Below are 23,410 nucleotides of genomic sequence, written 5' to 3' on the forward strand. Positions count from 1 at the left end.
AAGGGCAAGGTTAATCGTCAAGCAGCGTTTTTCTTGAGTCTAATACCTTGTACCTTGCAACCAGATTTAAGGATTTAAAAAATGTCACACTCTTCTGATTTAATCGCAACGGACATCGAAGCATATTTAAACGTTCATGAAAATAAAGATCTGCTCCGTTTTTTGACCTGTGGCAATGTTGATGATGGTAAATCAACACTGATTGGCCGTCTGCTTTTTGATAGTAAGTTGATTTATGAAGATCAAATGGCAGCGATTGAAAAGGACTCGCAAAAGTTTAATACCACCGATGAAGCGTTTGACTTAGCGCTGCTGGTGGATGGCCTACAGTCTGAGCGTGAGCAAGGCATCACGATTGATGTCGCGTACCGTTACTTCTCTACCGATAAGCGTAAATTCATTATTGCCGATACCCCAGGGCATGAGCAATACACGCGTAACATGGTAACGGGTGCTTCTACCTGTGATTTGGCGATTGTAATGGTGGACGCTCGTCACGGCATTCAAACGCAGACGCGTCGTCACAGCTACATTTGTAGCCTGCTAGGCATTAAACACATTATTGTTGCGATCAACAAGATGGATTTGATGGATTACAGCCAAGAGGTGTACCAAAAAATCAAAGCAGATTATCGTGAAATGGCGAAAGGTTTTGCGATCGATGATATTCGTTTTGTGCCGATTTCTGCTTTGAAAGGCGATAACGTGGTCACACCAAGTGAACACATGGATTGGTACCCAGGTGCAACCTTGATGAAACTGCTCGAAACGGTAAAAGTGTCTCAAGACAAAAACTTAGAGCAGATGCGTTTCCCGGTGCAATATGTGAACCGTCCTAACCTTGATTTCCGTGGTTTCTGCGGCACATTGGCCTCTGGTGTCGTACGTATTGGTGATGAAGTGATTGCATTGCCATCGGGTAAGCGTTCGCGTGTGAAATCTATCTTTACTTACGATGGTGAGTTAGCTCAAGCACAACCAGGACAAGCCATCACTATCACCTTAGAAGATGAAATTGACGTTTCGCGTGGGGACATGCTGGTTCATGAGGGGCATGAGCCTGCGGTAGTGAATCAACTAGAAGCGCATGTGGTTTGGATGGATGAAACGCCACTACGTAGTCATAAAGAATACACGTTTAAGTTCGCGACTAAGTCTTGCTTTGGCAGAATCAGTCAATTAGTCCATAAAGTGGACGTGAACACGCTAGATAAGCATGCCGAAAATGCGGATACATTAGCACTGAACGAAATTGCGCTGGCCAACATTAATCTGACCGACAAAGTGGCGGTGGATGAATATCAGTCACTACCTCAAACGGGCTCTTTCATTATTATTGATCGCCTATCTAACGTGACTGTGGGGGCAGGTATGGTCAATGCTGTCGCCGTGGGTGGAGAAGATGCAACTCGCCAATATTCAAGCGCAGAGAAAGAGCTGAACGCTTATGTTCGAAAGCATTTCCCTGAGTGGGGATGTGTGGCGATTTAACGTTTTTACGTTCGACAGATAAGTAAGAGCAGGCGAAATCGCTTGCTCTTTTTTTTGAGATTTCGATGTTTTCTTTTCCATTAATCTATTGAGTGTTATTCCTTGGGTGTCCTAATTGGTAGTTTTGCTATTTCGATCGTTTGTATATTGATTTTTGGGGCTATGTCGGTGGCATGAATCGAATGAGTAAGAAGGTTAAGCAGCGAAAACTTAAACCAATTTTTTATTTCATGTTTAATCAGAGAAAGAGTGAAAATTATACAAAATGAAAAGGTGGTATTTAGTTTACTGCAAACGAAATGAACAGTTGCGTGCTTATCAACATCTAACAAACCAAAGTGTAGAGTGCTTCTATCCAAAAATAAAAGTGATGAAAACGATTAAAAGCAAAATACAGCTGGTTGAAGAGCCTTTGTCCCCATCTTACATGTTTGTCAGTTTTGATGATCAGCAAAGTTTGCTGTTTAGTGCAATAAGGTCAACGCGTGGGGTGGTGGACTTCGTGCGCTTCGGCGCTTACCCAAAAGAGGTACCAGCAGAGCTAGTGGCAGCACTCAAAAGTTATGACTCCCTTAGCGATCGAAAATTTGCGCCAATAGATAGAGGTGTGGAAATGAATAACAATGGTGGGATTGAAGTTGTATTTAAAGAAACATGCGGAGAACGGCGAGAGTACCTCTTTTTACAGATGCTATATCAATACAAGTCTGATGTTGTAGTGAACAACGAAAATTGACCACTGGGCATTAAGTAGACACTCAGGCGTTAATGGCTTTTACCACTGGCATGAGAAAGAAACGAGGTATCGTCATCAGAATGTTGATCATGCCATTGTTTGATACGGCCATCGGTCTGCATATCATGGATTGCCTCGATAAGGGCTTTATCCTGTTTGGCGAAGTACAGATCTTCTTCTACCTTCCCTCGCAATTTCATACGTTCTGAAAAGTCCATGATGTCCTCCTCACGGCGTCATTGCCTCACTTATTGTAAGCGTAGACAAGGTGGCAACCTTGGGTTAGATACATTCACTTTCTTTTGACATGGGTCATCTTGTGCTGCGTCGGGTTGACGCGTACATTGAGCAACAAATTTGATATTGGATGTTTTTACGATGCCTATTCGCCTGTTCCAACGTTATTGGTTGGCCATTACCTTGTTGATCCTTTTGACTATTACGGTGCTTTCACTTTCTCCGATGGCACAATTGCCTGCGGTTCCCGGCACAGACAAAACTCACCACTTTATCGCTTATGCCGCGCTCATGTTTCCAGCGGCGTTTGTGCGTCCGCGTTATTGGTTCGCGCTGGCAGGGGGATTTTGGTTATGGAGTGGGGCGATTGAATTGATTCAGCCGTATGTTAATCGATATGGGGAATGGTTAGATATGGCTGCTAATGGGGGCGGTATTGTGTGTGGTATCGTGCTTGCCATTATCACGCGTTATGTGGTCGGTCAATTTACCAACATCCCTCTTACCACGCGCAATTAAAAGAGTGTTTTAACCCACATATTCAATATTCTGCAAGTTTGATATGTTGCGCTTTCATTAAAACTTGTTACTATCGTAGCAGTATAGTCGGGGGGCCTAATGGCTGAGATCGCATCGCGAGACCCGTTGAACCTGATTCAGTTAACACTGGCGTAGGGAACTATCTGTCTTACCTGATGATGATCTCTCTTGTCTCATTCTCATGGTTGGCGTGATCGGTTCCCGAACGTCGGCTCGAGGAATGAGCATGTCAAATTTATCGTACACCCCTGAACAACCTAAGGCTTCTACACCTATCGTATTAACCATTGCTGGTTCTGACAGTGGTGGCGGTGCCGGTATTCAAGCAGACATTAAAGCAATTTCTGCCACAGGCGGTTATGCCTGCTCGGTCATTACCGCGATCACGGCACAAAATACCTTAGGCGTGTCGGCCATTTGTCCTATTCCGGTTGAACACGTGGAATCTCAGCTGGACGCGGTGTTTTCTGATCTCAATGTGGTCGCGGTGAAAGTCGGTATGTTAGCCGATAGCGATATCATCAAGGTCGTTGCCGCCAAAATTCAACAGTACCAACCTCGCTTTTTAGTGGTAGATCCGGTCATGGTCGCCACCAGTGGTGATCTGCTGTTGGAAAACTCCGCCATCAGCACCTTGAAATCGGCGTTACTGCCATTGGCGGATGTGATCACACCGAACCTGCCTGAAGCGGCCGCCTTGGTGGGCGGACAGATTCCTACCAGTGAAGCAGATATGACTGCAATGATTGCGGATTTGCGCCAGCTAGGTGCCAAAGCAGTGTTGTTAAAGGGCGGTCACCTTGAGCAAGACGAAAACAGCAACGATTTGCTGATCACGCATGACAATGTGCAGCAATTGAGCGCGAAACGCGTGCAGACCCGCAACACTCACGGTACCGGCTGCACTTTATCTTCTGCTATTGCGTCCTACTTAGCACAAGGCAACGATCTTGCTCAGGCTGTTGCGCTGGGTAAGCAGTACATCTCACAAGCCATTGCTCATGCGGATGCTCTAGATGTCGGGCAAGGTCACGGGCCGGTCCATCACTTCTTCCCTGGTCACAACAATGTACGCTGAACCGTCGGTCACTGCTGGTATGTGTACAGGCGTGGCTATCACGATCAGTGGTGGCCACCTGCAATACCTCGACAGTGATGTCGCCACACTGGCCGATCTTAACATGCACCTGCCTGCGGGAAAGTGGACGTGCTTGTTAGGGCGCAGTGGTTGCGGCAAGACGTCTTTGCTGCGTTATCTTGCCGGCTTGCTGGATGAAAAGGTGACATGGTCGGGTGCACTGACCATCATGCCTGCCTGTGATTTGCACGGTGCTTGTGATTTGCACGGGCAGGTGGCCTACATGGCACAGCAAGATTTACTGATGCCGTGGTTAACCGTGCTAGACAACGTCATGTTAAGTCAGCGGTTTGGCGAGCATGCTGTTGATGCTCAACGTGCCGATAATGCGAAACAGAGAGCGTTGGATTTGTTAGCACGAGTCGGCTTAGCGGATAAAGCAGATTACCGTCCATCACAGTTATCTGGCGGGATGCGTCAACGTGTGGCATTGGCACGCACGTTAATGCAAGACAAGCCGATTGTGTTGATGGATGAACCGTTTTCGGCGCTCGATGCAGTCACACGCCATAAGTTACAAAATCTGGCGTGTGAGTTATTGCAGGATAAAACGGTTGTGCTGATCACTCATGATCCGCAAGAAGCCATCCGATTGGCAGACGCGCTGTATATCATGCAGGGCCATCCTGCTGCCGTGCGCGCGTTAACCGTGCCTGCGTCAGCGACTCCCCGTGACTATGATGCGGATTGTGCCGCTCTGCAGCAGGCTATTTTGACCCGTTTGGAGCGTGATGATGAATAACTTACGTTCGTTGACGCCTTCTGCTTCTGAGCAGTCGTTATCGTCTCATTCGCCTCGCAAGGCGCACGCGCAGACTAAAACAGGGCTAATGACATGGCTTGATCATCCGCTGGTACGCGTTGCGATCAGCACGGTGGTGATCTTTGGCTTATGGCACGCCATTGTGGTGGTGTTTGCCATGCCGTCGTTCATCTTGCCCGCGCCGCTCGATGTGTTTGAGCGCATGGTAGAGCGTCATGATGTGCTGATGAAACACACTTGGGTGACAGCGCAGGAAATTGTGCTCGGTTTGCTGTTGGGCCTTTCGATGGGGATCGGTTTCGCCCTGCAAATGCTCCTCTTTAAGCCCTTGAAACGTTGGTTATTACCGCTGTTGATTGCCAGTCAGGCGATCCCTGTTTTTGCTATCGCGCCGGTGTTGATGCTGTGGCTTGGCTACGGTATCGGCTCAAAGGTGGTGATGGCTGCTTTGATCATCTTCTTTCCCGTGACCACCTGTTGTTACGACGGTTTGCGAAATACCCCAACCGGGTATTTGGATCTGGTGAGCACCATGGGGGCAACGAAATGGCAGCGTTTGCGTTATGTGCAATTGCCTGCGGCGTTACCAACCTTGGCATCGGGTATTCGTGTAGCCGTGGTGATAGCCCCGATTGGCGCGGTGGCTGGCGAGTGGGTGGGTTCCAGTGAAGGACTGGGCTACCTGATGCTACAAGCCAATGCCCGGATGATGATTGATGAGATGTTTGCGGCCCTCTTTATTTTATCGGCCCTGTCAGTGGCGTTGTATTTCATCACCGACAAGTTGTTGAAAGCACTGATTCCGTGGGAAGCAGAATAAGCGGCAAGACATCTCTGTCGGTTAAAGCACAGCCCAAACAGTTAACTCACTCAATAAACAATAGAAATCATACAGCACTCAGAAGAAGGAAAGGACATGAAAAAAACAGGTATGCGCCATGCCGCCATCGCTGCGGTATCGCTGATGTTATCTTTAACAGCCTCTCAGGCGGCGTTTGCAGACACTTCTGTGCCCACGACAAAACCCACGCCAAAGTCACTGACCTTAATGTTGGACTGGTTTGTGAACCCCAACCACGGCCCGATTGTGATCGCGCAAGAGAAAGGCTATTTCAAAGCCAATGGTTTGGATATCACCATTCAAGAGCCAGCGGATCCAAGTATGCCGCCCAAGCTGGTGGCCGCCAATAAAGCCGATTTAGCCATCACTTACCAACCGAACCTGACCATCGACGTGGCGGCCGGCTTGCCATTGGTGCGTGCGGGTACCCTGATTGCCACACCACTGAATACTTTGATGGTACTCGAAGGCAAGGGCATCAACAGCATGGCGGATTTTAAAGGCAAGACAATCGGCATTGCGATTGCCGGTAACGAAGAAGCAACCATCGGCAGCATGCTGCAAAGCGGTGGTGTGAACTTTGATGATGTGAAGATCATCAATGTGGGGTGGGCACTGTCGTCGTCATTGGCATCAGGCAAAGTGGATGCGATCTGGGGCGGTTTGCGTAACTTTGAAACCAACCAATTGGCATTGGAAGGGTACAAAGCCAAAGCTTTCTTCCCGGAAGAGCACGGTGTGCCTGCGTATGATGAATTGGTGTTTGTCGCCAATGCCAACACTTATGACAAAGCTGCGATTAATGCGTTTAACCATGCTCTGGAGCAAGCCACTACTTACATCGTGAACCATCCGCAAGCGGCGTGGAAAACCTTTGTCGCTTATGCGCCGGACACGTTGGATAACGAACTTAATCATCGCGCTTGGAACGATACACTGACCCGCTTCGCTCTGCGCCCTGCAGCCGTGGATTTGCAGCGTTACGATGATTACGCCGCTTTCATGAAATCACACAATATTATTAGCACTCAGCCCAAAGCACAGGACTACGTCCCTGTTTTTCAGTAATGCATACCACGACTGAGTATCAAAAATAAGAATTCAATAAGGAACGCCACACATGAATCATCAGGACTTGATTAACGCCTGCCAAGCGGATTGGGCGGAATACACCCAACATGCGTTTGTGAAACAATTGGGTGCAGGCACACTGCCTCAGCCAAGTTACTTGCACTACTTGAAACAAGACTTTTTGTTTTTGAAGCAATATGCCCGCGCATATGCTTTGGCGATTTATAAAGCGCCAAATTTAACGGGCATGCGAAAAGCCCTGACCAGCGTGCATGCGCTATTGGATTCTGAAATCGCCCACCATGTCACTTATTGCAGCCAGTGGGGATTAACAGAAGCGGACATGGAAGCGGAAGCCGAAGATGTGGGCACTGTAGCCTACACCCGTTATGTGCTTGATGCGGGTATGACGGGGGACATTGTGGATTTGTACACCGCGTTGGCACCGTGTGCCTTAGGGTATGCCGAGATAGGGCGTTTGCTGGTGGCATCAAACGAAACCGTACGTGAAGGCAACCCGTATGACAGTTGGATCAGCCTGTACAGCGGCGAAGAATTTCAGCAGGGCGTAGCACAAGGGCGTGATCACCTTGATAGCCTGCTGCAAGATATTGATGTGAATAGCCCTCGTGGCCAGCATCTGATCCAAGTCTTTAAAACGGCGACACGGATGGAAGTGGCGTTTTGGCAACAAGGCTTGAATGCCTCACAGGAAGGATAATCATGAAAACGACTCCTACACAGACCATTGTTCAGGCCTTAAAGGCCGTGCGTGAACAAAAGCCATTAGTGGTGAATATCACGAACTATGTGGTCATGAACAATACCGCCAATGCGCTTTTAGCGGTGGGTGCATCGCCGATCATGGCGCACTCTCAACAAGAAATGGCGGAAATGATGTCATTTTGTGGCGCGCTGGTGATCAACATCGGTACGCTGGACAGCCAGTGGACACCGCGCATGGCCTTTGCGGTAGAGCAGGCAAACCTGAACAATAGATGCATCATCTTGGATCCGGTTGGCTGTGGTGCCAGTGCATTGCGTACCGAAACATCACGCCGTATTGCGGATATGGCCGATCGTCTGATTATTCGTGCCAATGCCTCTGAAATTATTGCGATGGCCGGTGAAGCTGGCAGTACACGTGGCGTGGATGCATTAGACAGCAGTGATGCCGCGATTGGTGCGGCACAGTATTTGGTGGAGACCTACGGGGCGAGCGTCGTCATTTCCGGTGAGGTGGATTACATCGTCACCGCTCAAGGCATCACATCCCTCCACAATGGTCATGCCATGATGCCGTTTGTGACGGGCATGGGTTGTTCGCTCTCTGCATTAACAGGCGCATTTGCCGCTGTGGGCGAAACGACTGGTCTGGCCGCTGCTGCAGTTATGGGCGTCGCAGGAGAGATCGCCGCTGAGCAATCCAACGGGCCGGGCAGTTTGCAGCTGAGTCTGTTGGATGCTTTGTATCAGTTGGATGAAGCGACATTGTTAGCACGTTTGAAGATCGCTTGAGCGAATAAATAAAGCAGCAGAGTAAATGATGAATCCTTATCAATTATATTTAGTGACTGATGATCAACAGGATCTCGAGACATTAAAGCATGTGGTGGCTGAGGCTATCAAAGGTGGCGTGACCATGGTGCAAGTGCGTGAAAAGCATGGTGATGTCCGCGCTTTTATTGAACGCGCGCAAGCGGTAAAAGCAATTCTACAGGGTACCGGTGTCCCTTTAATCATTAATGATCGCGTTGATGTGGCATTGGCGGTCGATGCTGACGGGGTGCACTTGGGGCAATCGGATATGCCTGCTGATTTGGCCCGCCAGTTAATCGGTGATCAGAAGATTCTGGGATTATCCGTAGAAAATGAGCAGCAGTTGTTCGATGCCGAAGCCATGCCTGTGGATTATTTAGGGCTGAGTGCCATCTTTACTACGCCGACCAAAACCGACATCAAGAAAGCCTGGGGCATTGACGGTTTGGCACAAGCTGTTGCCAAGAGTACGTTCCCGATTGTCGCTATTGGTGGCATTAATATGTCGAACATTGCTGACATTCATGCCGCTGGCGCAGACGGTATCGCCTTAGTCTCTGCGATTTGCCATGCCGAAAGTCCGGCTCAAGCGGCGCGTGATTGTTTAGCCGCACTGCAGGCTTGAGCCGAAAGAAGAAGCCGAATGGCGGAGTGAGCTGAAAAGCATCACCAAAAATGACGAGGGTAACAGCTCGTCATTTTTTTATGCTTACATCCTGCCAGTATTTTAAGCCTTCCAGTACGCCTTCCGCGTGAGACGCCGCGCTGGTATAAACATGTTGATGATCGGACAAGTGCGCCACTTCCGGATAATGGTTCGCCACTAAAATGGCGTTAATGCCGGGTATCGTCAGCATGGCCGTATCGTTAGCAGAATCCCCCGCTACACAGATTTCATGGGCTGCTAACTGATGCTTTTCCATTAAATGATGGATCGCCGTCGCTTTGTTGATCCCTTTGGGGGTGATGTCTAAAAACCAATCGTGAGAGTAGGTAAGATCCACCTCAATCGCATGGGCAAGCAGACGTTCGGCAATGGCTGTGTACTGGTGGTTATCCAACTTACCTTCAAAGGTCAGTTTAAAGTCCCCTTGATGCGGAGGATGGCATTCCCCTAAAAAAGGCACATCACGCAGAGCATGGTGAATGGCCGATTTGCTCCATTTCGCCTGAACATGATGTTGCCAGGCTTCATCATTAAGGCGTTCATGACCATGGTACATTTTGGTGCCGATATCACTGATGATACAGCGGGGTGCCGGATAGTTTTCCGTGGTTAAGCCGTCTGAAATAGAAGGAAAGGTGCGGCCGGTTGCGATGACAAAATGTACATGGTCTTGGGTGCTGAGATAATCCGTTAATTGATTGACCCCGTGTGATGAACCGCCATTGATGGTGCCATCGAAGTCGCAAACCAGCATTTTAATCATTGTGACTACCTCTTATTACTACGGACTTTTAGTTTAGCTGTTTAACGTCTCTTTAATTTCATCCGCGCTAAAACCATGGGAGTAAAGATACGCGTAAGCTTTGCTTTTTTCTGAGGCATTAGTCAGGTCAAAACGCTTTTTTTCCAGTCGTAGTCGACAGTTTTTATAAAAATCGATAGTGCCATCACGCTCCAGCGCTTCAACGTGCGCATCAAAGGCTGAGACATCCATCATCTTCTGTTGTAACTCTCGGCGAATCGTTGATTTGCCTTTGAGTTTACGAGCCAGCTTTTCGATTTCTTTGCTGATGTCAGCTTTGTCTGCTTTCATCTGTAATTTTGAGGGCAGTGCTGCTGCTTCCGAATGTGACTGAATAGCCTGACGCACGTCTGACGATGAAAACCCATGTTTGATGAGCGTTGTGTGCAACTTATCGCTGGATAGGCCAGTGAGCTTCATATTGGCCAAGCGGTTCTTGAGTAAGGTTAACTCACAGATGCTGTCCCGATTGGCGATATAAGCGATGGCATCGCTGATAATGGTGTCGCTGATGCCTTTTTCTTTCAATTTGGTATGAATGAATTGGCTGCCTTTTTCCGCGTTAAAGGCTAACTCCACAAAGTGAATCGCAAAGCGTTCGTCAGATTTTAAATAGCCGCGATCAATCAGATCGTTAATAACCGTATCAATCCATTCCTGATTGTCGGTTTTGGCTTCCAGCTTTTTGCGCAATTCATCAATGGTGCGATCTTTTGCCTCAAGGTGGTAATAGGCGCTGCCGTACACATTATCAATGGTTTTGGCTTGTTTGATAGGACGTTGGCGTAGCATGAAGGCCTCGGGAGAAAATCGTCGTACATATTTCCTGACTGTAATGCAGTTGCGAAGTGATTGCTATAGAGAGAATGACTATGGGGAGTATTGCTACAGAGAGGGATCGCTATAGAAAGGGGGCGATGCGAGAGAGGAAAGGCGTGTGGTGTCTGGCATATAGAAGTGTGAAGCGGAAACTACCCGGTGCATCACACACCGGATAGCGATTTGTGCTGGTGGATTATTGGAACTGGTAGTTCATACCCACCGACATCATGTACTGTTTTGAGTCGTAGAAATCGATGTTGGATTCACTCATGCCAAGGCCTGCAAGGCTGATGAATGACCAGTTCTGCCAGCCCATGAAATTTTTGTGTTCATAAGCCGCAAACAGACCGAACTCGTTATCGGTACGGGCTTTATTGAAGACTGGGTTGACCGCTTCGTAGTCACGGTTGCTGTAGCTGGCTGTCAAAGCCAACAGGTTGCGATCCAGCACTTTGAAGTAAGTGACTTCTGCGCCATAAGCAATGTAAGAGTTCGCGCTGCCATCTGCTTCTGCGGTGGTCATGCTGAAAGCGGGTTTCAGGAATGACGTGGCGGATAATGGCTGACGGAAATCGGCTTTAATGAAAAATGCCGTGGAATCGCGACGCAACAGATCTTGCTGCTGACGGCTTAAGCCACGAGATGCACCGGCTTTATCGTTATCCACATTGTTGAATGAGTAGGCCGAATCAAGGCTGATGCTGGTGCCGCCAATATTGTCGACTTTAAAACGTAGCGCCGTGGTACGGGCGTCGGTCTTGTCGCGGTTGGCGCCGGTTTTAAACGGGTCTGCCCATACGTCTTTGGTAATAAAACCAGGGATAAATGACACATCCAATACCGTGCCCGAAGCCAATTTCTGGCGTGCACCGATCTCCATCACTAAGTTACCGACCGCAATATCGCTACGGTTCATACCGGCGTATACCTGGCGGTTCAGATCGTCAAAGGTGTAAGTGATGTTGCCCAGAGGCAAAATCAAACTGTCGCTGTGCGATGACGCGGACTGATTCAGATCAGAAATGGAGGCATCACCGTAAGTGTTCAGGTTAGAACGGACAGAAGCAAAACCGGTTTGTAACGAAATTTCACCGCTGTAGCCTTTTTCAGCTGCTAACGGGGTAGCGGTGGCTGCAAAAGTCGACGCAGATAAACAAAGTGATAGAGCAAGGATTGAGTATTGGGTTTTCATTAACAGGTGCCGAAATAAACAAGATGCGATGAGCAAAGGGGAGGGCTCAACAGCAAAAGGGCGAGCATCCTAGCAGAAAAGTGCGGTTTGTCCAAATAGCAGCAAATAACGGCAGGTTTAATGAAAATGCTATAAAAAATGCCTGTTTGGCAGAACAGGCATTGATATCAATGAGATAGTCGAGCGATAAAACGCTGTTTATTTACAGCACTTTTAATACATCGGCGGCATCTAAACGTGATTTTGGCAACTTCGCGTTGTAGTCTTCATCAGCATGGTGATAACCAATCGCTAACGCGACGTTACACACATAGCCATCTAACTCTTCTTTGAAAATCTCACCGATCAGATCACTGTCGATGCCTTCCATGGTGGTCGAATCAATCCCTAAACGTGCCAACGTGTGTAAGGTATTACCCAGTGCAATATAGGTTTGTGAGTTCGTCCAACCGCCGTTGTAGCCCTTTTCATCGGTATTCAGATCCGCAAAAGCATAAGAGCCAAAGGCCTGCTCACGGTTTTCCGGCTGCACGCGGCCATCTGCAATGCCTTTGTCGACCACTTTAGCGTAATCGTCGCGGGTGTAATGCGGGTTGTGGGCAAACAAAATGATGTGTGAGGCTGCTTTGGCGTGCGGTTGATTGAATTGGTGTTTATTGGCAAAGGTATCGTGGAAACGTTGTTTCGCGTCATCGCTTTCAATCACGATGAACTTCCATGGCTGGGAGTTGATGGAAGAGGCAGACAAACGCATCGCTTCATACAAAACATCCAGATCCGCTTGTGGAATGCGCTTGGTGGCATCGTAACGTTTGGCGGTATAGCGATTGCTGAGATCAGAAATAATTGGGTGTGTCATGATGCTTTCCATATTTCGGTCGGGTCAACGCAAAATCATTCTTGCGTGGGAATACAGCGGGAGCTGTTGTTTAACTATGGGGAAACACTAGCAAAAAAAAGGAGAAAATCCTATGGGCAGCAAGGGATGAGCAATGTTGGATAAAGTGCGCTAGCCAAGTGGTGTGGCTAGCGCGAGAGATAAATTACTAATTAATAAATTCAATGTCGGTTTTTATGACGCCTTTTAAAACCAGAATGCCACGAATCACGCCGAGTGCCAGAATCAATGCCATACCGCCAGCGCAGCCTGCAAGTACATAAGTCAATACTCGTTCATCATCAAAGTAAATGAGTAGAGCTTCTTGATAATGATAGATGGACAATCCGGCAGCGCAGAGACTGACTAGCGCCATGACGATGAGGCTTGAGGTGAATTTTTCTCGTGAAATACGTTTTACATCTGACATCATGTTAATCCAATAAAATGAAGAGAATCTAAAGGGATATGCCATGTATATAATACAGAGTGGTGATGTATTGGTCGTCGGATGGCGGCGGTAAATATCTGTTATTCGGCCTATATTTTGCTATGACTGCAAATGATTAAGATATTAATTTCCGGATGCGAAATTGATGTTCCAGTGTGTGATACGCCTCGGGGAACCCTGTAACAGAGGCGTTCGATACGCGGTTTCTTCTCGAGATAATGTTCAAATCATAGGCTTGGCGATTGTTTTGCGTGCGTAAGCAGGCGAAGGTGATCCATTCTGCGCACTGTAGTGATAGCTAACGTATTGAGGCGAATCGTGAAAAAAACTCTTCTATTATTATCCGCATTATTTCTGTCTGCATTTTCCATGACGAGTCTGGCGACAGAACCCTCGAAAGCCAGTCAATGCGCGTCATATGCCACGAACATTTACATTGGATTAAAAAAATCGGGGCAGCCGAATGATGCGTGGATTGAAGAAATGAAAGGGTGGAAAGCCAAAGGTGCGACGAAGCAAGAAGTGGCCATTATGATGGTGCGATTGTCTGAAGAAGTCATGGGGCCAGATAGCGATGAGCGCAAGCGTTCAGGTAAACCGTTAACAGTAGAAGATATTCTGAAGAAAATGACTGTGTTGTATAAAGACACCGGTTGTGTGTCGGATAGCACCCCTGAGTTGAAGGTGTAATCTGATAAATCCATAGAACAGATACAAATAGAACATCAATATATAGAACACCGAGATATAGAATAAGTAGAAAAATGGCTCGCACGGTGCGAGCCATTTTTGTTTCAGAGTGAGGGTTTAACGTATGGAAACGTTAGCCGGTATGAATTACACGTGCTGTGTAAACGTACGGGTGATCACATCTTGTTGCTGCTCACGGGTCAGTGAGTTAAAGCGTACCGCATAGCCAGACACACGGATGGTCAACTGTGGGTATTTCTCTGGGTGCTCTACTGCATCCATCAACATGTCACGATTCATCACGTTCACGTTCAGGTGCTGGCCGCCTTCAATGTTGATACCGTTTTGATCCGCCTCGTGGTGGAAGTAACCGTCCATCAGGGCTGCCAAGTTTTGCTTTTGCGTATCCACTTCTTTACCCAGTGCATTTGGCACAATGGAGAAGGTGTAAGAGATCCCATCTTTGGCAAAGGCAAACGGCAGTTTCGCGACGGATGTCAGTGACGCTACCGCGCCTTTTGTGTCACGGCCGTGCATTGGGTTTGCACCCGGACCAAATGGCATACCTGCGCGGCGACCATCTGGTGTGTTGCCGGTTTTCTTACCGTACACCACGTTAGAGGTGATGGTTAAGATAGACTGTGTTGGCGTTGCGTTGCGATACATGGTCATCTTCTGAATTTTCTTCATGAAGCGTTCGACCAAATCACAGGCAATGTCATCGACACGATCATCATTGTTACCGAATTTCGGATAATCACCCTCGATGTTGAAGTCGATAGCAATACCGTCTTCGTCGCGAATCGGTGTCACTTTGGCGTATTTAATCGCAGCCAAAGAATCCGCCACGACAGACAGACCTGCAATACCACAGGCCATGGTACGACGCACATCGCGATCCATCAGTGCCATCAGTGACGCTTCATAGCTGTAGCGATCGTGTGAGTAGTGGATGATGTTTAACGCGGTCACGTATTGGGTGGCCAGCCAGTCCAGCATTTCATCGAAGCGTGGCATCAGGGTCTCGAAGTCTAAAACCTCATCCATGACTTTGCCAAACTGTGGACCCACTTGTACTTTTGATTTTTCGTCGATACCACCGTTGATGGTGTACAACAACGCTTTTGCCAAGTTCGCACGCGCACCAAAGAACTGCATGTCTTTACCCACAATCTGCGGGCTCACACAACACGCAATGGCGTAGTCATCATTGTTGAAATCTGGACGCATCAGATCATCGTTTTCATACTGAACTGATGATGTCTCAATCGATACTTTCGCGGCGTATTGCTTAAAGGCGATAGGCAATTGTTCAGACCACAAAATGGTCATGTTTGGCTCTGGTGCCGGGCCCATGGTGTGCAATGTGTGCAAGTAACGGAAGGTGGTTTTGCTGACCAGTGTACGGCCGTCAACACCCATCCCTGCCATTGCTTCGGTTGCCCAAATTGGGTCGCCAGAGAACAGTGAATCATAATCAGGCGTACGCAGGAAACGTACCATACGCAGTTTCATGATGAAGTGGTCAATCATCTCTTGTGCGTCAGATTCGGTGATCACACCGTTCGCCAAATCACGTTCAATGTACACATCCAAGAAAGTCGACGTACGACCCAGTGACATGGCTGCACCATTTTGCGATTTCACCGCCGCCAGGTAACCAAAATAGGTAAATTGGATCGCTTCTTGTGCCGTGCGAGCAGGGGAAGACATATCAATGCCGTATTTCTGGCCCATGGTGCGGATATCTTCCAGTGCCTGTACCTGATCTGCCAACTCTTCACGTAGGCGAAGGGTTTTCTCTAGATCTTGGCCTTGTTCCAGGAAGGCTTGAGTCGAATTGATTTGCTCAAGTTTGTCCGCTTTTAGGAAGTCGATACCGTAAAGTGCAAGACGACGGTAGTCACCGATAATACGGCCACGGCCATAAGCATCAGGCAGGCCAGTAATGATACCGGATTTGCGGCAAGCAATGATGTCTTTGGTGTAAAGATCAAAACATGCTTTGTTGTGTGTTTTACGGTATTCCGTGAAGATTTGCTCAACACGTGGGTCAAGTTCGCGGCCGTACACTTCACATGAGTTTTTCACCATGCGAATACCGCCGTTAGCGATAATGGCACGCTTTAGTGGTTTGTCTGTTTGTAGACCAACGATAGTTTCGAGATCTTTATTAATGTAGCCCGCATCATGAGAAATAATGGTTGAAGGCAGGTCCGTATCAAAATCTAACGGCGCATGTGTGCGGCTTTCTTCTTTAATACCTTCCAGTACGTTATTCCAAAGCGTTTTGGTCGCATCTGTGGCTTCAGCAAGGAAAGATTCGTCACCCTCATAAGGCGTGTAGTTCGTTTGAATAAAATCACGGGTATTGACGTCTGTTTGCCATGCACCTGCGGTAAAGCCTTGCCAAGCGTCTAACATTGCTGTGGTTGGAATGGTCATACCTAATTCCTCAAAATAATGGGTATTTGAAAACAGCAGGCGTGAAACAAGAAAGGCGGTATCCATTAATGCTTTCATGAATATTTTGGCTCAAATTCAGGGTGTAAAAGACCCTGCCAATGAGGCACAACCTATTGAAACGTCAATGGGAATACGTGTTTGCTTCACGTCTTTAACTTGGGAGTGATACTAAACAAATCCAAACTATGAGTAAAATGAATGGTTATCATATTTGCCATGCTTATTGTGCATTTATTGGTTTTTCTTTGGCTTTTATCAGGCGTTTACTGGTAATGAAGAGGGTGAAATAGAGGGTGTTAACCCCAGTGATAGTAAGTAAATGTGCTGTGTTGTTGAGGGTGATGCTCAGGTGGGTAATGTAATAATAATGCTTCTATAGAATTAGGTAATTGTGATTAACGGTCAAAACATACCCATAAAAGATAAAGCAAGTAATTTTTTGAAACTAAATGTAAGAAATGGAGTCATAATGAGCAAAATAATAATAGTACGGATGTTTTTGTGTTTAATTTTCAAGCAAGACCGCATTTATCTATAAATAAATTACCATTTGTATTGGCTGTTTATTATACAGTTGTTATCAATTTACCCATCGCTCATGAACTCTGGCGCATTATGGCAGCCATGGATGCATACAAATTGGGTTTTGTGTTATCACTGCCCGTGTTTTTCTGTGCTGCCTTTCAAGCCATTTTCCAGCTGTTTAATTGGCCGTATTTCTCTAAACCTTTTTTTATTTTTCTTCTGCTGACATCTAGCCTTGTCAGTTATGCTATGTTTAATTATGGCATTTTTGTTGATTACGGCATGATTGAAAATGTCTTTGAAACAAATTCCGGAGAGGCTGCCAGTTACCTGAGTACATATTCCGTTATTTGGTTTGTGCTGATGGGCGTCATTCCCGCTTGTATCTTGGCGATCACCAAGTTTGACTATCCTGGATTGAAGTCTTTCTTCGGTTGGAAGCTGGGAGGGATAGCGATCTCATTAGTGGTGATTGGTGCCATTGCTGGCCTGTACTATAAAGACTACGCATCCGTCGGGCGCAATAACCACTATTTAAAAAAAATGATCATTCCCAATGAATACGTTTGGGATACTTACCACTATATCCGCGATACGTATCTGACAGATCCTGTTCCTTATAAAGAAATCGGTACCGATGCGAAACAGACAGCGGCAGCCAAGCAAGCGGCGAAGCCAACGTTGTTGGTGTTTGTGTTAGGGGAAACGGCACGTGCGTATAATTATCAGTACCATGGTTACGGCAAGCCGACCAATCAGCATACTGCGTCGGATAATCCGATTTTCTTCCAAAACGTCACCTCTTGCGGCACAGCGACAGCCGTATCCGTGCCTTGTATGTTCTCTAACATGAATCGTACAAATTACGATAAAGAGACCGCTTATAACCAAGATAATGTGGTAGATATCATGCAGCGTGCGGGCGTTCAGTCAATTTGGCACGATCATGATGGTGGTGACAAAGGTGTGGCGCACCATATTAAGAAGACGGCACTCACACCCGCGCATAATGATCCATTATGTAATGACGCACATTGTTACGACACGGCGATGTTAGCGTCTTTCGCCGATGATTCGAAAGACTTAACCCAAGACAGTATCATTTTCTACCATATCTCAGGCAGTCATGGCCCCACGTACTTTGAACGTTATCCTGAATCTCATCGTACGTTTACGCCAGACTGCCAGCGTGCAGACATTGAGAATTGCACGAATGAAGCCTTGGTGAATACGTACGATAACACCATTTTGTATACGGATTACTTCATTGCGCAGGCCATCGATAACCTGAAATCGGTTTCTGACAAATACAATGTGGGTTTGATTTATCTGTCTGATCATGGTGAATCATTAGGTGAAGATGGCGTGTATTTGCACGGTATTCCGTATGCCATTGCACCCAAAGAGCAGACCCATGTCCCTATGCTGATGTGGTTCTCCGATGATTTCACTAAGCAAAAGCATCTGAATGAAGACTGCTTACGTCAGAATGCCAAAGAAGGGACGTATTCTCACGATAACCTGTTTGATTCGTTGTTGGGTATTATGGACGTAGAAACAGATGCTTATCGTCAAGATCAGGATGTATTTGCTACCTGCCGCGCATCGTAAATAACCCGAACGATAAAATTGAAAACGCCTATCTGTGAACATGCGAGCGTGAACTTTCGCAAAAACAGGTAGGCGTTTTTTGTTGTCAGATTGGTTGGCAGAGAATTAATACAACGCCTCAAACGCATCGATTTTCTCTTTGCCACGCAGCAGTAAGAAATTCAGGAATCGACTTGGGCATGTCGTGAGCACGTATTCTTCTTCCACGTCGTGTTTTTTCAGTAGGGCAATCGCCAAATCGAGCGTTGCGATCTCTTCACAAAAGTGAGCGTCTGATCCGGTTGTGAATTGCACGCCAATGGCTGTGCCGCGTTCCACAATGGTGTTGCAGCGTACATCACTGCCGTGACGGCTTTTTCCGGTCAGCGAGGTATTATTGACTTCAATGGCCACATTGTATGCTTTGGCACACGTTAATACTGCATCAATATCAAACGGGTAGTTAGGGTTGCCTAAGTGCCCCAGTACATCGACACGGCCGCTTTTGATGATATTAATGAGTGCCGTGGTATGGTCCGCTTCTGTGCTGGGTGGGAACACCGGTTCATGGAAGCTGGCAATCACCCAATCAAGGTGCTGGTCGGAAGAAGGGGGCAGGTCAATCTCGCCCTCAAGGTTGAGGATGTTGGCTTCCACACCTCGAATGATGCCCACATCGTGCAAAAAGCGCGGTAAAATGCGCTGGTTGTTAAAAAACCAGTAGTGTGGCGCGCCCGGCATGCTCGGGGCGTGATCCGTGGTACACAACAGTTTGAGGTTCTTGTTTTTGGCGGCCAGTGCGTTTTCAATGATGGTGCTGTACGCATGGCCACTTGCGAGAGTGTGAGTGTGGGTGTCAATCACGATGTCCATCATAATCTCCTGCTAGGTGAACAACTTATTGAATGGCAAATGAACCGTCTTGGTTCAAGTGCAGGGTGAGATCGGCATTGACGGAATGCTGGAGTACCTTTTCAACATTGACCGCATCTGAACGCTGATAAAACGCCAGTGCCTCTTCTGGTGATGTCCCTCCACGTATTTTGCGACTGACGAGACGCGCTTGCAAATATTCAGGCTGTGTATCAATAAAAACAGTGAAGTCGGCAAGTTGGTGTAGTCCGCGCCATACGGGTTCGTCTAATAGCAGCCAGTTACCTTCCACCACTACAATGTTTTTCGTGACCGCAATGGCATCATCTACCGGATCATGCAGGTTGCGGTCGTAATAAGGCCAAGCCGGATCGCCGCTTTTCAATTGTTTGAGTTTGGCGATGAGTTCTGTGAGGTTAAAGGTTTCATACGCGCCTTTAATACTGCGCAATAATATTTGTTCGCCATTTTTCTCAATGGTGTTGGCATCAAGAATGTCATTGGGGTAGTGGAAGCCGTCCATCGGTAAGACTTGCAGTGGCTCAAGGTCGGGCTGTTGTTCAGACAGGTATTCCCAAAAGGCCGCAAGGGTGGATTTGCCGCTGCCAGGAGGGGCGGAGAGAAAAACCACCACACGTTGTTGGGTTTCTTGATACAAGCGGGTGAATTTTTCGACCAGTGGCTGGTGGATTTGCTGGATGTCTTGATCGGGGAAGTCGGCTTGGGTCTCAAAGCCGCTGATATTCAGGTTCACTTTCATGGCGAAGCCTCATTGATTGATTTCACTTTCGAGATTTTCTAATAGCAACTCACAAGAGAGGTTAAGGACGGTTTTGATCAGCGATTCATACCGCATCTGTGAAAATGCCTCGAAAGAGGAAAACTTAATCTTGTTGATGGACTCAAGGTAATAGCCGTCTTGCTGGGATGACAATACCGCCTGACTTTTAATGAAGTCGTAGACGACGTCATCGCCAAATTGCAGCGCTTCGGGTAGGGAGGCGGCATATTCTAGCGTCTGGTTGTACAGCCCGATGTCAGCATAGGTTTTGAGCGAAATTTTGCCCATCGCAAACATCAGTTTTGATACCACATCGGTGGTTTCCAGCGGGCCGTTTTCTCGTAATAAGGGCTCCACGGCATACTCCATCACCAGTGCATCCTGAACAAACACGCGAGGGAGTAACGCCTTTAACTTGAGGTTGATCACTTGATTTGAAATCTGAAGAAATGACGAGGCATCCTCGCAATCTTCCAGTTTCTTAAGTAGTGCATTTTCACGTGACAACGTTGGTAACCTCTTGATTATGTGGCAGCGCAAGGCTACCACATAATGTCATTGTGACTAAACCGTCAAGCTCACGTTGTAGAAGGCAAGCAGGGCTTTTTCCGCTTCCACATTCCATACATAGTTGTTGGCTTTCAGGATGGCATCCAGTTCTACAAAGAACAGGTCAGTGTCAGCCAGGGAGAGGAAATCATCAATGGCCGTCAGTGGCAGATCAATGTGCGGGTAGATAAGCTTCTTACCGCCTGGAATATCCAACTGATTCAAAATGGTGTGCGGCGCGGCTTGTAACCCGCCTACGTGGGTGATCATGAATGACGGGTTGATTAGGCGATCTGAAGACAGATTCAGTGATTCAATCATGTCACCGGTTGAGCCACCCGATGTGCCGACAATGTGGGTTGCTTCATAATGCACGTTGTAGAAGTTAAACGGCACTTTGAAGTTTTTGTCAGTTGGGCCTGCGAAGAAATTCAGGCAGCCGTCATTCCCCAGTAATTCATCGGCTTGTTCCAGCACTTGTGCCACTGCCGCGTAAACCATCACATCGTCATAGCCTTGGCCGTCATTCAGCGATTTCAGGTAAGCGACGGGATCATCGACGTTGGCCGTGTTCACATAGTGCAGCTCAATACCTTGCGCTTGTGCGGCGCTCACCGGGATCAGGCTTTCTGCGCGATCAAGGCGGGCTTGGTCAATGTCCGTCACCACAATACGTTTGGGCTTGATGGAACCGTTAATCGCATAGTCGATAGCACCAATCCCCATTGGGCCGGCACAGGCCAGTAGTGCCAGTGAGCCGTTGGCTTTGATGCCCATATCATGTTCATACACGTACGGTTTAGTGTGGTAGCTGGCGTGGTAAGCGCCAATGATACAAGACATAGGTTCGGCCAGTGACGCATCAGCAAAATAGTCACCGCTGTATGGCAGCACACAGCCTAAATCAATGGCGATCTTGGGAATGATGGAGTAGGTCGCGTTACCGCCGAAGGTTTCGTAGCTGTAACCGGCAGAGTAGCCAGAAGGTAGCCCCATTGCTGGCTGTAACACAAAGTATTCGCCTTTCGTGAACTGATCTTTGAGGTTGTCGCCGACTTCTACAATCACACCTGCGTATTCATGACCGGTCATTACGGGCACGTCTTCGATATTCTCGGGTACACGCTTGTGTTGACTGCCGAGCAATGCGGCTTTGTAGGTAGAAAGACAAATACTGTTTGAGATGTTTTTGACGAGCAGTTCGTCTGGGGAAATTGCTGGTAAATCAAAGGTTCTGAGTTGTACGTTCTTTTCGCCACAAATAACCGCTGCTGTTGTTTGTACCATGATAGGTCTCCTGAAGTCTTTAGAGTCGGAGCGGTGAACCGCCCCGGACTGTTTGATTAGGCTTGTTGTTCGATAGTTACCATCAGCTCATCAAGAGCAGGGTCATTGAGGAAGTTCTTAATCGTGATGACGGGTAGCCCGGTTGCGTTCACGGCACGGCTCTCTAGGCTCTCGTGGGTGACGACAATGTCTGCATCACTGGGGACTTTTTCGATAGCGAAGTTCTTCACTTCAATATCAATCCCCGCTTTGGTGAGTTTGCGCTTGAAGGTAGATGCCCCCATGGCGCTTGACCCCATACCCGCATCACAAGCGAAGGCGATAAACTGAATCGGTTTGGCCTGTGCGTTAACCGTATCCAGTGCGTTGGTTGCGATTGCTGTTGCAGGTTTAGCCGCGCCTTCAGCCTTCATGTCTTTCATATCAGTGACAGATTGTTCAAAGTCGCTTTCTTTCTCTTCGGACTTGCTCATTTTCAGGATGGCGCTGGCCACCAAGAAGGAGACAATCGCGGCACTTGTCACACCGGCAATGGTGCCGATGAAGCTGCCTTTTGGCGTTAATGCCAGGTAAGAGAAGATAGAGCCAGGACTTGGGCCTGCAACCAGACCGGCATCGAACAAGTTGAAGGTCGCAATACCTGTGGCTGCACCTGCAATCATGGCGAGAATCATGACAGGTTTCATCAGTACGTACGGGAAGTACAGCTCGTGAATACCGCCAAAGAAGTGAATGATGATGGCACTTGGTGCTGAACGCTTACTCAGGCCTTGGCCGAACATGGCATAAGCCAACAGCATACCCAGACCCGGACCCGGGTTAGACGCCACCATAAAGAAGATAGATTTACCAGTTTCAGCCGCTGCTTGTAGTCCAAGCGGGTAGTAGATCCCCTGATCAATCGCGTTATTCAAGAACAGCACTTTCGCCGGTTCGTTAATGATCGCCAGCAGTGGCAGGAAGCCAGTGGCAACCAATGCTTCAATGCCTGATTTAACGAAAAGGTTAGCAGCAGTAACGGCAGGGCCCACAATTTCGTAAGCAAACAGACACAGCAGCATGCCGACAATACCGAGAGAGAAGTTATTCACCACCATCTCGAAACCGGAAGGGATACGGTGTTGGATGCGTTTATCCATCTGCACCACCACCCAAGCACTGAGTGGACCCATGATCATCGCGCCGACAAACATTGGGATATCTGCACCGACAATCACGCCCATGGTACCGATAGCACCGGCAACCGCACCGCGTTTATCGCCGACAATTTGACCACCGGTATAACCGATCAGCAGGGGTAGCAAGTAGGTGATCATCGGGCCGACCAGTTCACCAAACGCTTCATTTGGCATCCAGCCCGTTGGGATAAAGAGGGCGGTAATAAAACCCCAGGCGATGAAAGCGCCGATATTGGGGAGCACCATGGCGGTCAAGTGACCCCCAAAGGCTTGGACATTCGCTCGCATGTTCGTTTTCACGTTA

At 47.8% G+C, this 23,410-nt stretch carries 23 protein-coding genes, 1 pseudogene and 1 riboswitch; of the genes and pseudogenes, 12 read left to right on the top strand and 12 right to left on the bottom strand.

Annotated elements, in window-relative coordinates; genetic code table 11:
• Window positions 1-81 precede the first annotated feature (81 nt).
• Together cysN and rfaH are read left to right on the top strand one after the other, a co-directional pair.
• Complete coding sequence (cysN, locus tag ABT58_RS14965) at window positions 82-1,491, top strand: sulfate adenylyltransferase subunit CysN (protein WP_047875238.1); 1,410 nt, start codon at window positions 82-84, stop codon at window positions 1,489-1,491.
• A gap of 265 nt (window positions 1,492-1,756) precedes the next feature.
• Complete coding sequence (gene rfaH, locus ABT58_RS14970) at window positions 1,757-2,227, top strand: transcription/translation regulatory transformer protein RfaH (protein WP_047875239.1); 471 nt, start codon at window positions 1,757-1,759, stop codon at window positions 2,225-2,227.
• A 29-nt stretch (window positions 2,228-2,256) separates the two neighbouring features.
• Here the strand turns inward: rfaH and ABT58_RS14975 are convergent, their stop codons facing one another.
• On the bottom strand, window positions 2,257-2,445 hold the full coding sequence (locus ABT58_RS14975) for a hypothetical protein (RefSeq protein WP_047875240.1): 189 nt from the start codon (window positions 2,443-2,445) through the stop codon (window positions 2,257-2,259).
• 160 nt (window positions 2,446-2,605) lie between these two features.
• On the opposite strand from ABT58_RS14975, the gene ABT58_RS14980 reads away from it, so the two are divergent.
• From ABT58_RS14980 to thiE, 8 genes and pseudogenes are all read left to right on the top strand, one after another.
• The gene (locus ABT58_RS14980; RefSeq protein WP_047875241.1) at window positions 2,606-2,983 is read left to right on the top strand and encodes a VanZ family protein; all 378 of its coding nucleotides are present in this window, start codon (window positions 2,606-2,608) and stop codon (window positions 2,981-2,983) included.
• A 78-nt stretch (window positions 2,984-3,061) separates the two neighbouring features.
• A riboswitch (TPP riboswitch) is annotated at window positions 3,062-3,159 on the top strand.
• Window positions 3,160-3,230: 71 nt separating this feature from the next.
• Entirely contained in the window at window positions 3,231-4,082 is an 852-nt protein-coding gene (gene thiD / locus ABT58_RS14985; protein ID WP_047875242.1) for a bifunctional hydroxymethylpyrimidine kinase/phosphomethylpyrimidine kinase, read from the top strand.
• A 19-nt stretch (window positions 4,083-4,101) separates the two neighbouring features.
• Complete coding sequence (locus tag ABT58_RS14990) at window positions 4,102-4,884, top strand: ABC transporter ATP-binding protein (protein WP_047875384.1); 783 nt, start codon at window positions 4,102-4,104, stop codon at window positions 4,882-4,884.
• A gap of 103 nt (window positions 4,885-4,987) precedes the next feature.
• Window positions 4,988-5,725, top strand: a pseudogene (locus ABT58_RS14995) (ABC transporter permease); the annotation flags it as partial.
• Between the two features lie 96 nt (window positions 5,726-5,821).
• Window positions 5,822-6,814 carry an ABC transporter substrate-binding protein gene (locus ABT58_RS15000; protein ID WP_082211116.1) on the top strand — a complete coding sequence of 331 codons (993 nt, stop codon included), beginning with the start codon at window positions 5,822-5,824 and terminating at the stop codon, window positions 6,812-6,814.
• 52 nt (window positions 6,815-6,866) lie between these two features.
• Window positions 6,867-7,538: a TenA family protein gene (locus tag ABT58_RS15005; protein WP_047875243.1), complete on the top strand. Its 672-nt coding sequence runs from the start codon at window positions 6,867-6,869 to the stop codon at window positions 7,536-7,538.
• A gap of 2 nt (window positions 7,539-7,540) precedes the next feature.
• Window positions 7,541-8,335, top strand: a complete 795-nt coding sequence (gene thiM, locus ABT58_RS15010) for a hydroxyethylthiazole kinase (RefSeq protein WP_047875244.1) — start codon at window positions 7,541-7,543, stop codon at window positions 8,333-8,335.
• 28 nt (window positions 8,336-8,363) lie between these two features.
• Complete coding sequence (thiE, locus tag ABT58_RS15015; protein WP_047875387.1) at window positions 8,364-8,981, top strand: thiamine phosphate synthase; 618 nt, start codon at window positions 8,364-8,366, stop codon at window positions 8,979-8,981.
• A gap of 70 nt (window positions 8,982-9,051) precedes the next feature.
• Here the strand turns inward: thiE and ABT58_RS15020 are convergent, their stop codons facing one another.
• The 5 genes from ABT58_RS15020 to ABT58_RS15040 form a co-directional block, all read right to left on the bottom strand.
• Complete coding sequence (locus ABT58_RS15020; protein ID WP_047875245.1) at window positions 9,052-9,786, bottom strand: HAD-IIB family hydrolase; 735 nt, start codon at window positions 9,784-9,786, stop codon at window positions 9,052-9,054.
• Between the two features lie 33 nt (window positions 9,787-9,819).
• Window positions 9,820-10,617: a RecX family transcriptional regulator gene (locus tag ABT58_RS15025; RefSeq protein ID WP_047875246.1), complete on the bottom strand. Its 798-nt coding sequence runs from the start codon at window positions 10,615-10,617 to the stop codon at window positions 9,820-9,822.
• 223 nt (window positions 10,618-10,840) lie between these two features.
• Window positions 10,841-11,839, bottom strand: a complete 999-nt coding sequence (locus ABT58_RS15030) for a DUF2860 domain-containing protein (protein ID WP_047875247.1) — start codon at window positions 11,837-11,839, stop codon at window positions 10,841-10,843.
• Window positions 11,840-12,041: 202 nt separating this feature from the next.
• Complete coding sequence (locus tag ABT58_RS15035; RefSeq protein ID WP_047875248.1) at window positions 12,042-12,698, bottom strand: NAD(P)H-dependent oxidoreductase; 657 nt, start codon at window positions 12,696-12,698, stop codon at window positions 12,042-12,044.
• Window positions 12,699-12,885: 187 nt separating this feature from the next.
• A complete protein-coding gene (locus ABT58_RS15040; RefSeq protein WP_047875249.1) occupies window positions 12,886-13,146 on the bottom strand; it encodes a hypothetical protein in 261 nt (86 codons plus the stop codon).
• A 504-nt stretch (window positions 13,147-13,650) separates the two neighbouring features.
• On the opposite strand from ABT58_RS15040, the gene ABT58_RS24105 reads away from it, so the two are divergent.
• Entirely contained in the window at window positions 13,651-13,857 is a 207-nt protein-coding gene (locus tag ABT58_RS24105) for a hypothetical protein (RefSeq protein ID WP_146147192.1), read from the top strand.
• A gap of 147 nt (window positions 13,858-14,004) precedes the next feature.
• On the opposite strand, the gene pflB is transcribed toward ABT58_RS24105, so the two are convergent.
• Window positions 14,005-16,302, bottom strand: a complete 2,298-nt coding sequence (pflB, locus tag ABT58_RS15050; RefSeq protein WP_047875388.1) for a formate C-acetyltransferase — start codon at window positions 16,300-16,302, stop codon at window positions 14,005-14,007.
• Between the two features lie 522 nt (window positions 16,303-16,824).
• On the opposite strand from pflB, the gene ABT58_RS15055 reads away from it, so the two are divergent.
• A complete protein-coding gene (locus tag ABT58_RS15055; RefSeq protein WP_047875251.1) occupies window positions 16,825-18,459 on the top strand; it encodes a phosphoethanolamine transferase in 1,635 nt (544 codons plus the stop codon).
• 105 nt (window positions 18,460-18,564) lie between these two features.
• Here ABT58_RS15055 and ABT58_RS15060 read toward each other — a convergent pair whose 3' ends face one another.
• The 5 genes from ABT58_RS15060 to ABT58_RS15080 are packed head-to-tail and all read right to left on the bottom strand — an operon-like array spanning window position 18,565 to window position 23,406.
• A complete protein-coding gene (locus ABT58_RS15060) occupies window positions 18,565-19,311 on the bottom strand; it encodes a phosphatase (protein ID WP_047875252.1) in 747 nt (248 codons plus the stop codon).
• 25 nt (window positions 19,312-19,336) lie between these two features.
• The gene (locus ABT58_RS15065) at window positions 19,337-20,071 is read right to left on the bottom strand and encodes a nucleoside/nucleotide kinase family protein (protein WP_047875253.1); all 735 of its coding nucleotides are present in this window, start codon (window positions 20,069-20,071) and stop codon (window positions 19,337-19,339) included.
• Window positions 20,072-20,080: 9 nt separating this feature from the next.
• Window positions 20,081-20,599 (bottom strand): MltR family transcriptional regulator, encoded by a 519-nt coding sequence (locus ABT58_RS15070; protein ID WP_047875254.1) that lies wholly within the window; start codon window positions 20,597-20,599, stop codon window positions 20,081-20,083.
• 57 nt (window positions 20,600-20,656) lie between these two features.
• Window positions 20,657-21,928, bottom strand: coding sequence for a zinc-binding dehydrogenase (locus ABT58_RS15075; protein ID WP_047875255.1), 1,272 nt, complete (start codon window positions 21,926-21,928; stop codon window positions 20,657-20,659).
• Between the two features lie 56 nt (window positions 21,929-21,984).
• Complete coding sequence (locus ABT58_RS15080) at window positions 21,985-23,406, bottom strand: PTS mannitol transporter subunit IIBC (protein WP_107204998.1); 1,422 nt, start codon at window positions 23,404-23,406, stop codon at window positions 21,985-21,987.
• Window positions 23,407-23,410: the final 4 nt, after the last annotated feature.

Origin of the sequence: Photobacterium aphoticum (assembly GCF_001029435.1) — a bacterium.
GTDB classification, from domain to species: domain Bacteria; phylum Pseudomonadota; class Gammaproteobacteria; order Enterobacterales; family Vibrionaceae; genus Photobacterium; species Photobacterium aphoticum.

What these genes read in the sequence shown, in the direction of transcription:
- cysN (WP_047875238.1), top strand. Translation starts at nt 82, where the DNA reads ATGTCACACTCTTCTGATTTAATCGCAACGGACATCGAAGCATATTTA.
- rfaH (WP_047875239.1), top strand. Translation starts at nt 1,757, where the DNA reads ATGAAAAGGTGGTATTTAGTTTACTGCAAACGAAATGAACAGTTGCGT.
- ABT58_RS14975 (WP_047875240.1), bottom strand. Translation starts at nt 2,445, where the DNA reads ATGGACTTTTCAGAACGTATGAAATTGCGAGGGAAGGTAGAAGAAGAT.
- ABT58_RS14980 (WP_047875241.1), top strand. Translation starts at nt 2,606, where the DNA reads ATGCCTATTCGCCTGTTCCAACGTTATTGGTTGGCCATTACCTTGTTG.
- thiD (WP_047875242.1), top strand. Translation starts at nt 3,231, where the DNA reads ATGTCAAATTTATCGTACACCCCTGAACAACCTAAGGCTTCTACACCT.
- ABT58_RS14990 (WP_047875384.1), top strand. Translation starts at nt 4,102, where the DNA reads ATGTGTACAGGCGTGGCTATCACGATCAGTGGTGGCCACCTGCAATAC.
- ABT58_RS15000 (WP_082211116.1), top strand. Translation starts at nt 5,822, where the DNA reads ATGAAAAAAACAGGTATGCGCCATGCCGCCATCGCTGCGGTATCGCTG.
- ABT58_RS15005 (WP_047875243.1), top strand. Translation starts at nt 6,867, where the DNA reads ATGAATCATCAGGACTTGATTAACGCCTGCCAAGCGGATTGGGCGGAA.
- thiM (WP_047875244.1), top strand. Translation starts at nt 7,541, where the DNA reads ATGAAAACGACTCCTACACAGACCATTGTTCAGGCCTTAAAGGCCGTG.
- thiE (WP_047875387.1), top strand. Translation starts at nt 8,364, where the DNA reads ATGAATCCTTATCAATTATATTTAGTGACTGATGATCAACAGGATCTC.
- ABT58_RS15020 (WP_047875245.1), bottom strand. Translation starts at nt 9,786, where the DNA reads ATGATTAAAATGCTGGTTTGCGACTTCGATGGCACCATCAATGGCGGT.
- ABT58_RS15025 (WP_047875246.1), bottom strand. Translation starts at nt 10,617, where the DNA reads ATGCTACGCCAACGTCCTATCAAACAAGCCAAAACCATTGATAATGTG.
- ABT58_RS15030 (WP_047875247.1), bottom strand. Translation starts at nt 11,839, where the DNA reads ATGAAAACCCAATACTCAATCCTTGCTCTATCACTTTGTTTATCTGCG.
- ABT58_RS15035 (WP_047875248.1), bottom strand. Translation starts at nt 12,698, where the DNA reads ATGACACACCCAATTATTTCTGATCTCAGCAATCGCTATACCGCCAAA.
- ABT58_RS15040 (WP_047875249.1), bottom strand. Translation starts at nt 13,146, where the DNA reads ATGTCAGATGTAAAACGTATTTCACGAGAAAAATTCACCTCAAGCCTC.
- ABT58_RS24105 (WP_146147192.1), top strand. Translation starts at nt 13,651, where the DNA reads ATGAAAGGGTGGAAAGCCAAAGGTGCGACGAAGCAAGAAGTGGCCATT.
- pflB (WP_047875388.1), bottom strand. Translation starts at nt 16,302, where the DNA reads ATGACCATTCCAACCACAGCAATGTTAGACGCTTGGCAAGGCTTTACC.
- ABT58_RS15060 (WP_047875252.1), bottom strand. Translation starts at nt 19,311, where the DNA reads ATGGACATCGTGATTGACACCCACACTCACACTCTCGCAAGTGGCCAT.
- ABT58_RS15065 (WP_047875253.1), bottom strand. Translation starts at nt 20,071, where the DNA reads ATGAAAGTGAACCTGAATATCAGCGGCTTTGAGACCCAAGCCGACTTC.
- ABT58_RS15075 (WP_047875255.1), bottom strand. Translation starts at nt 21,928, where the DNA reads ATGGTACAAACAACAGCAGCGGTTATTTGTGGCGAAAAGAACGTACAA.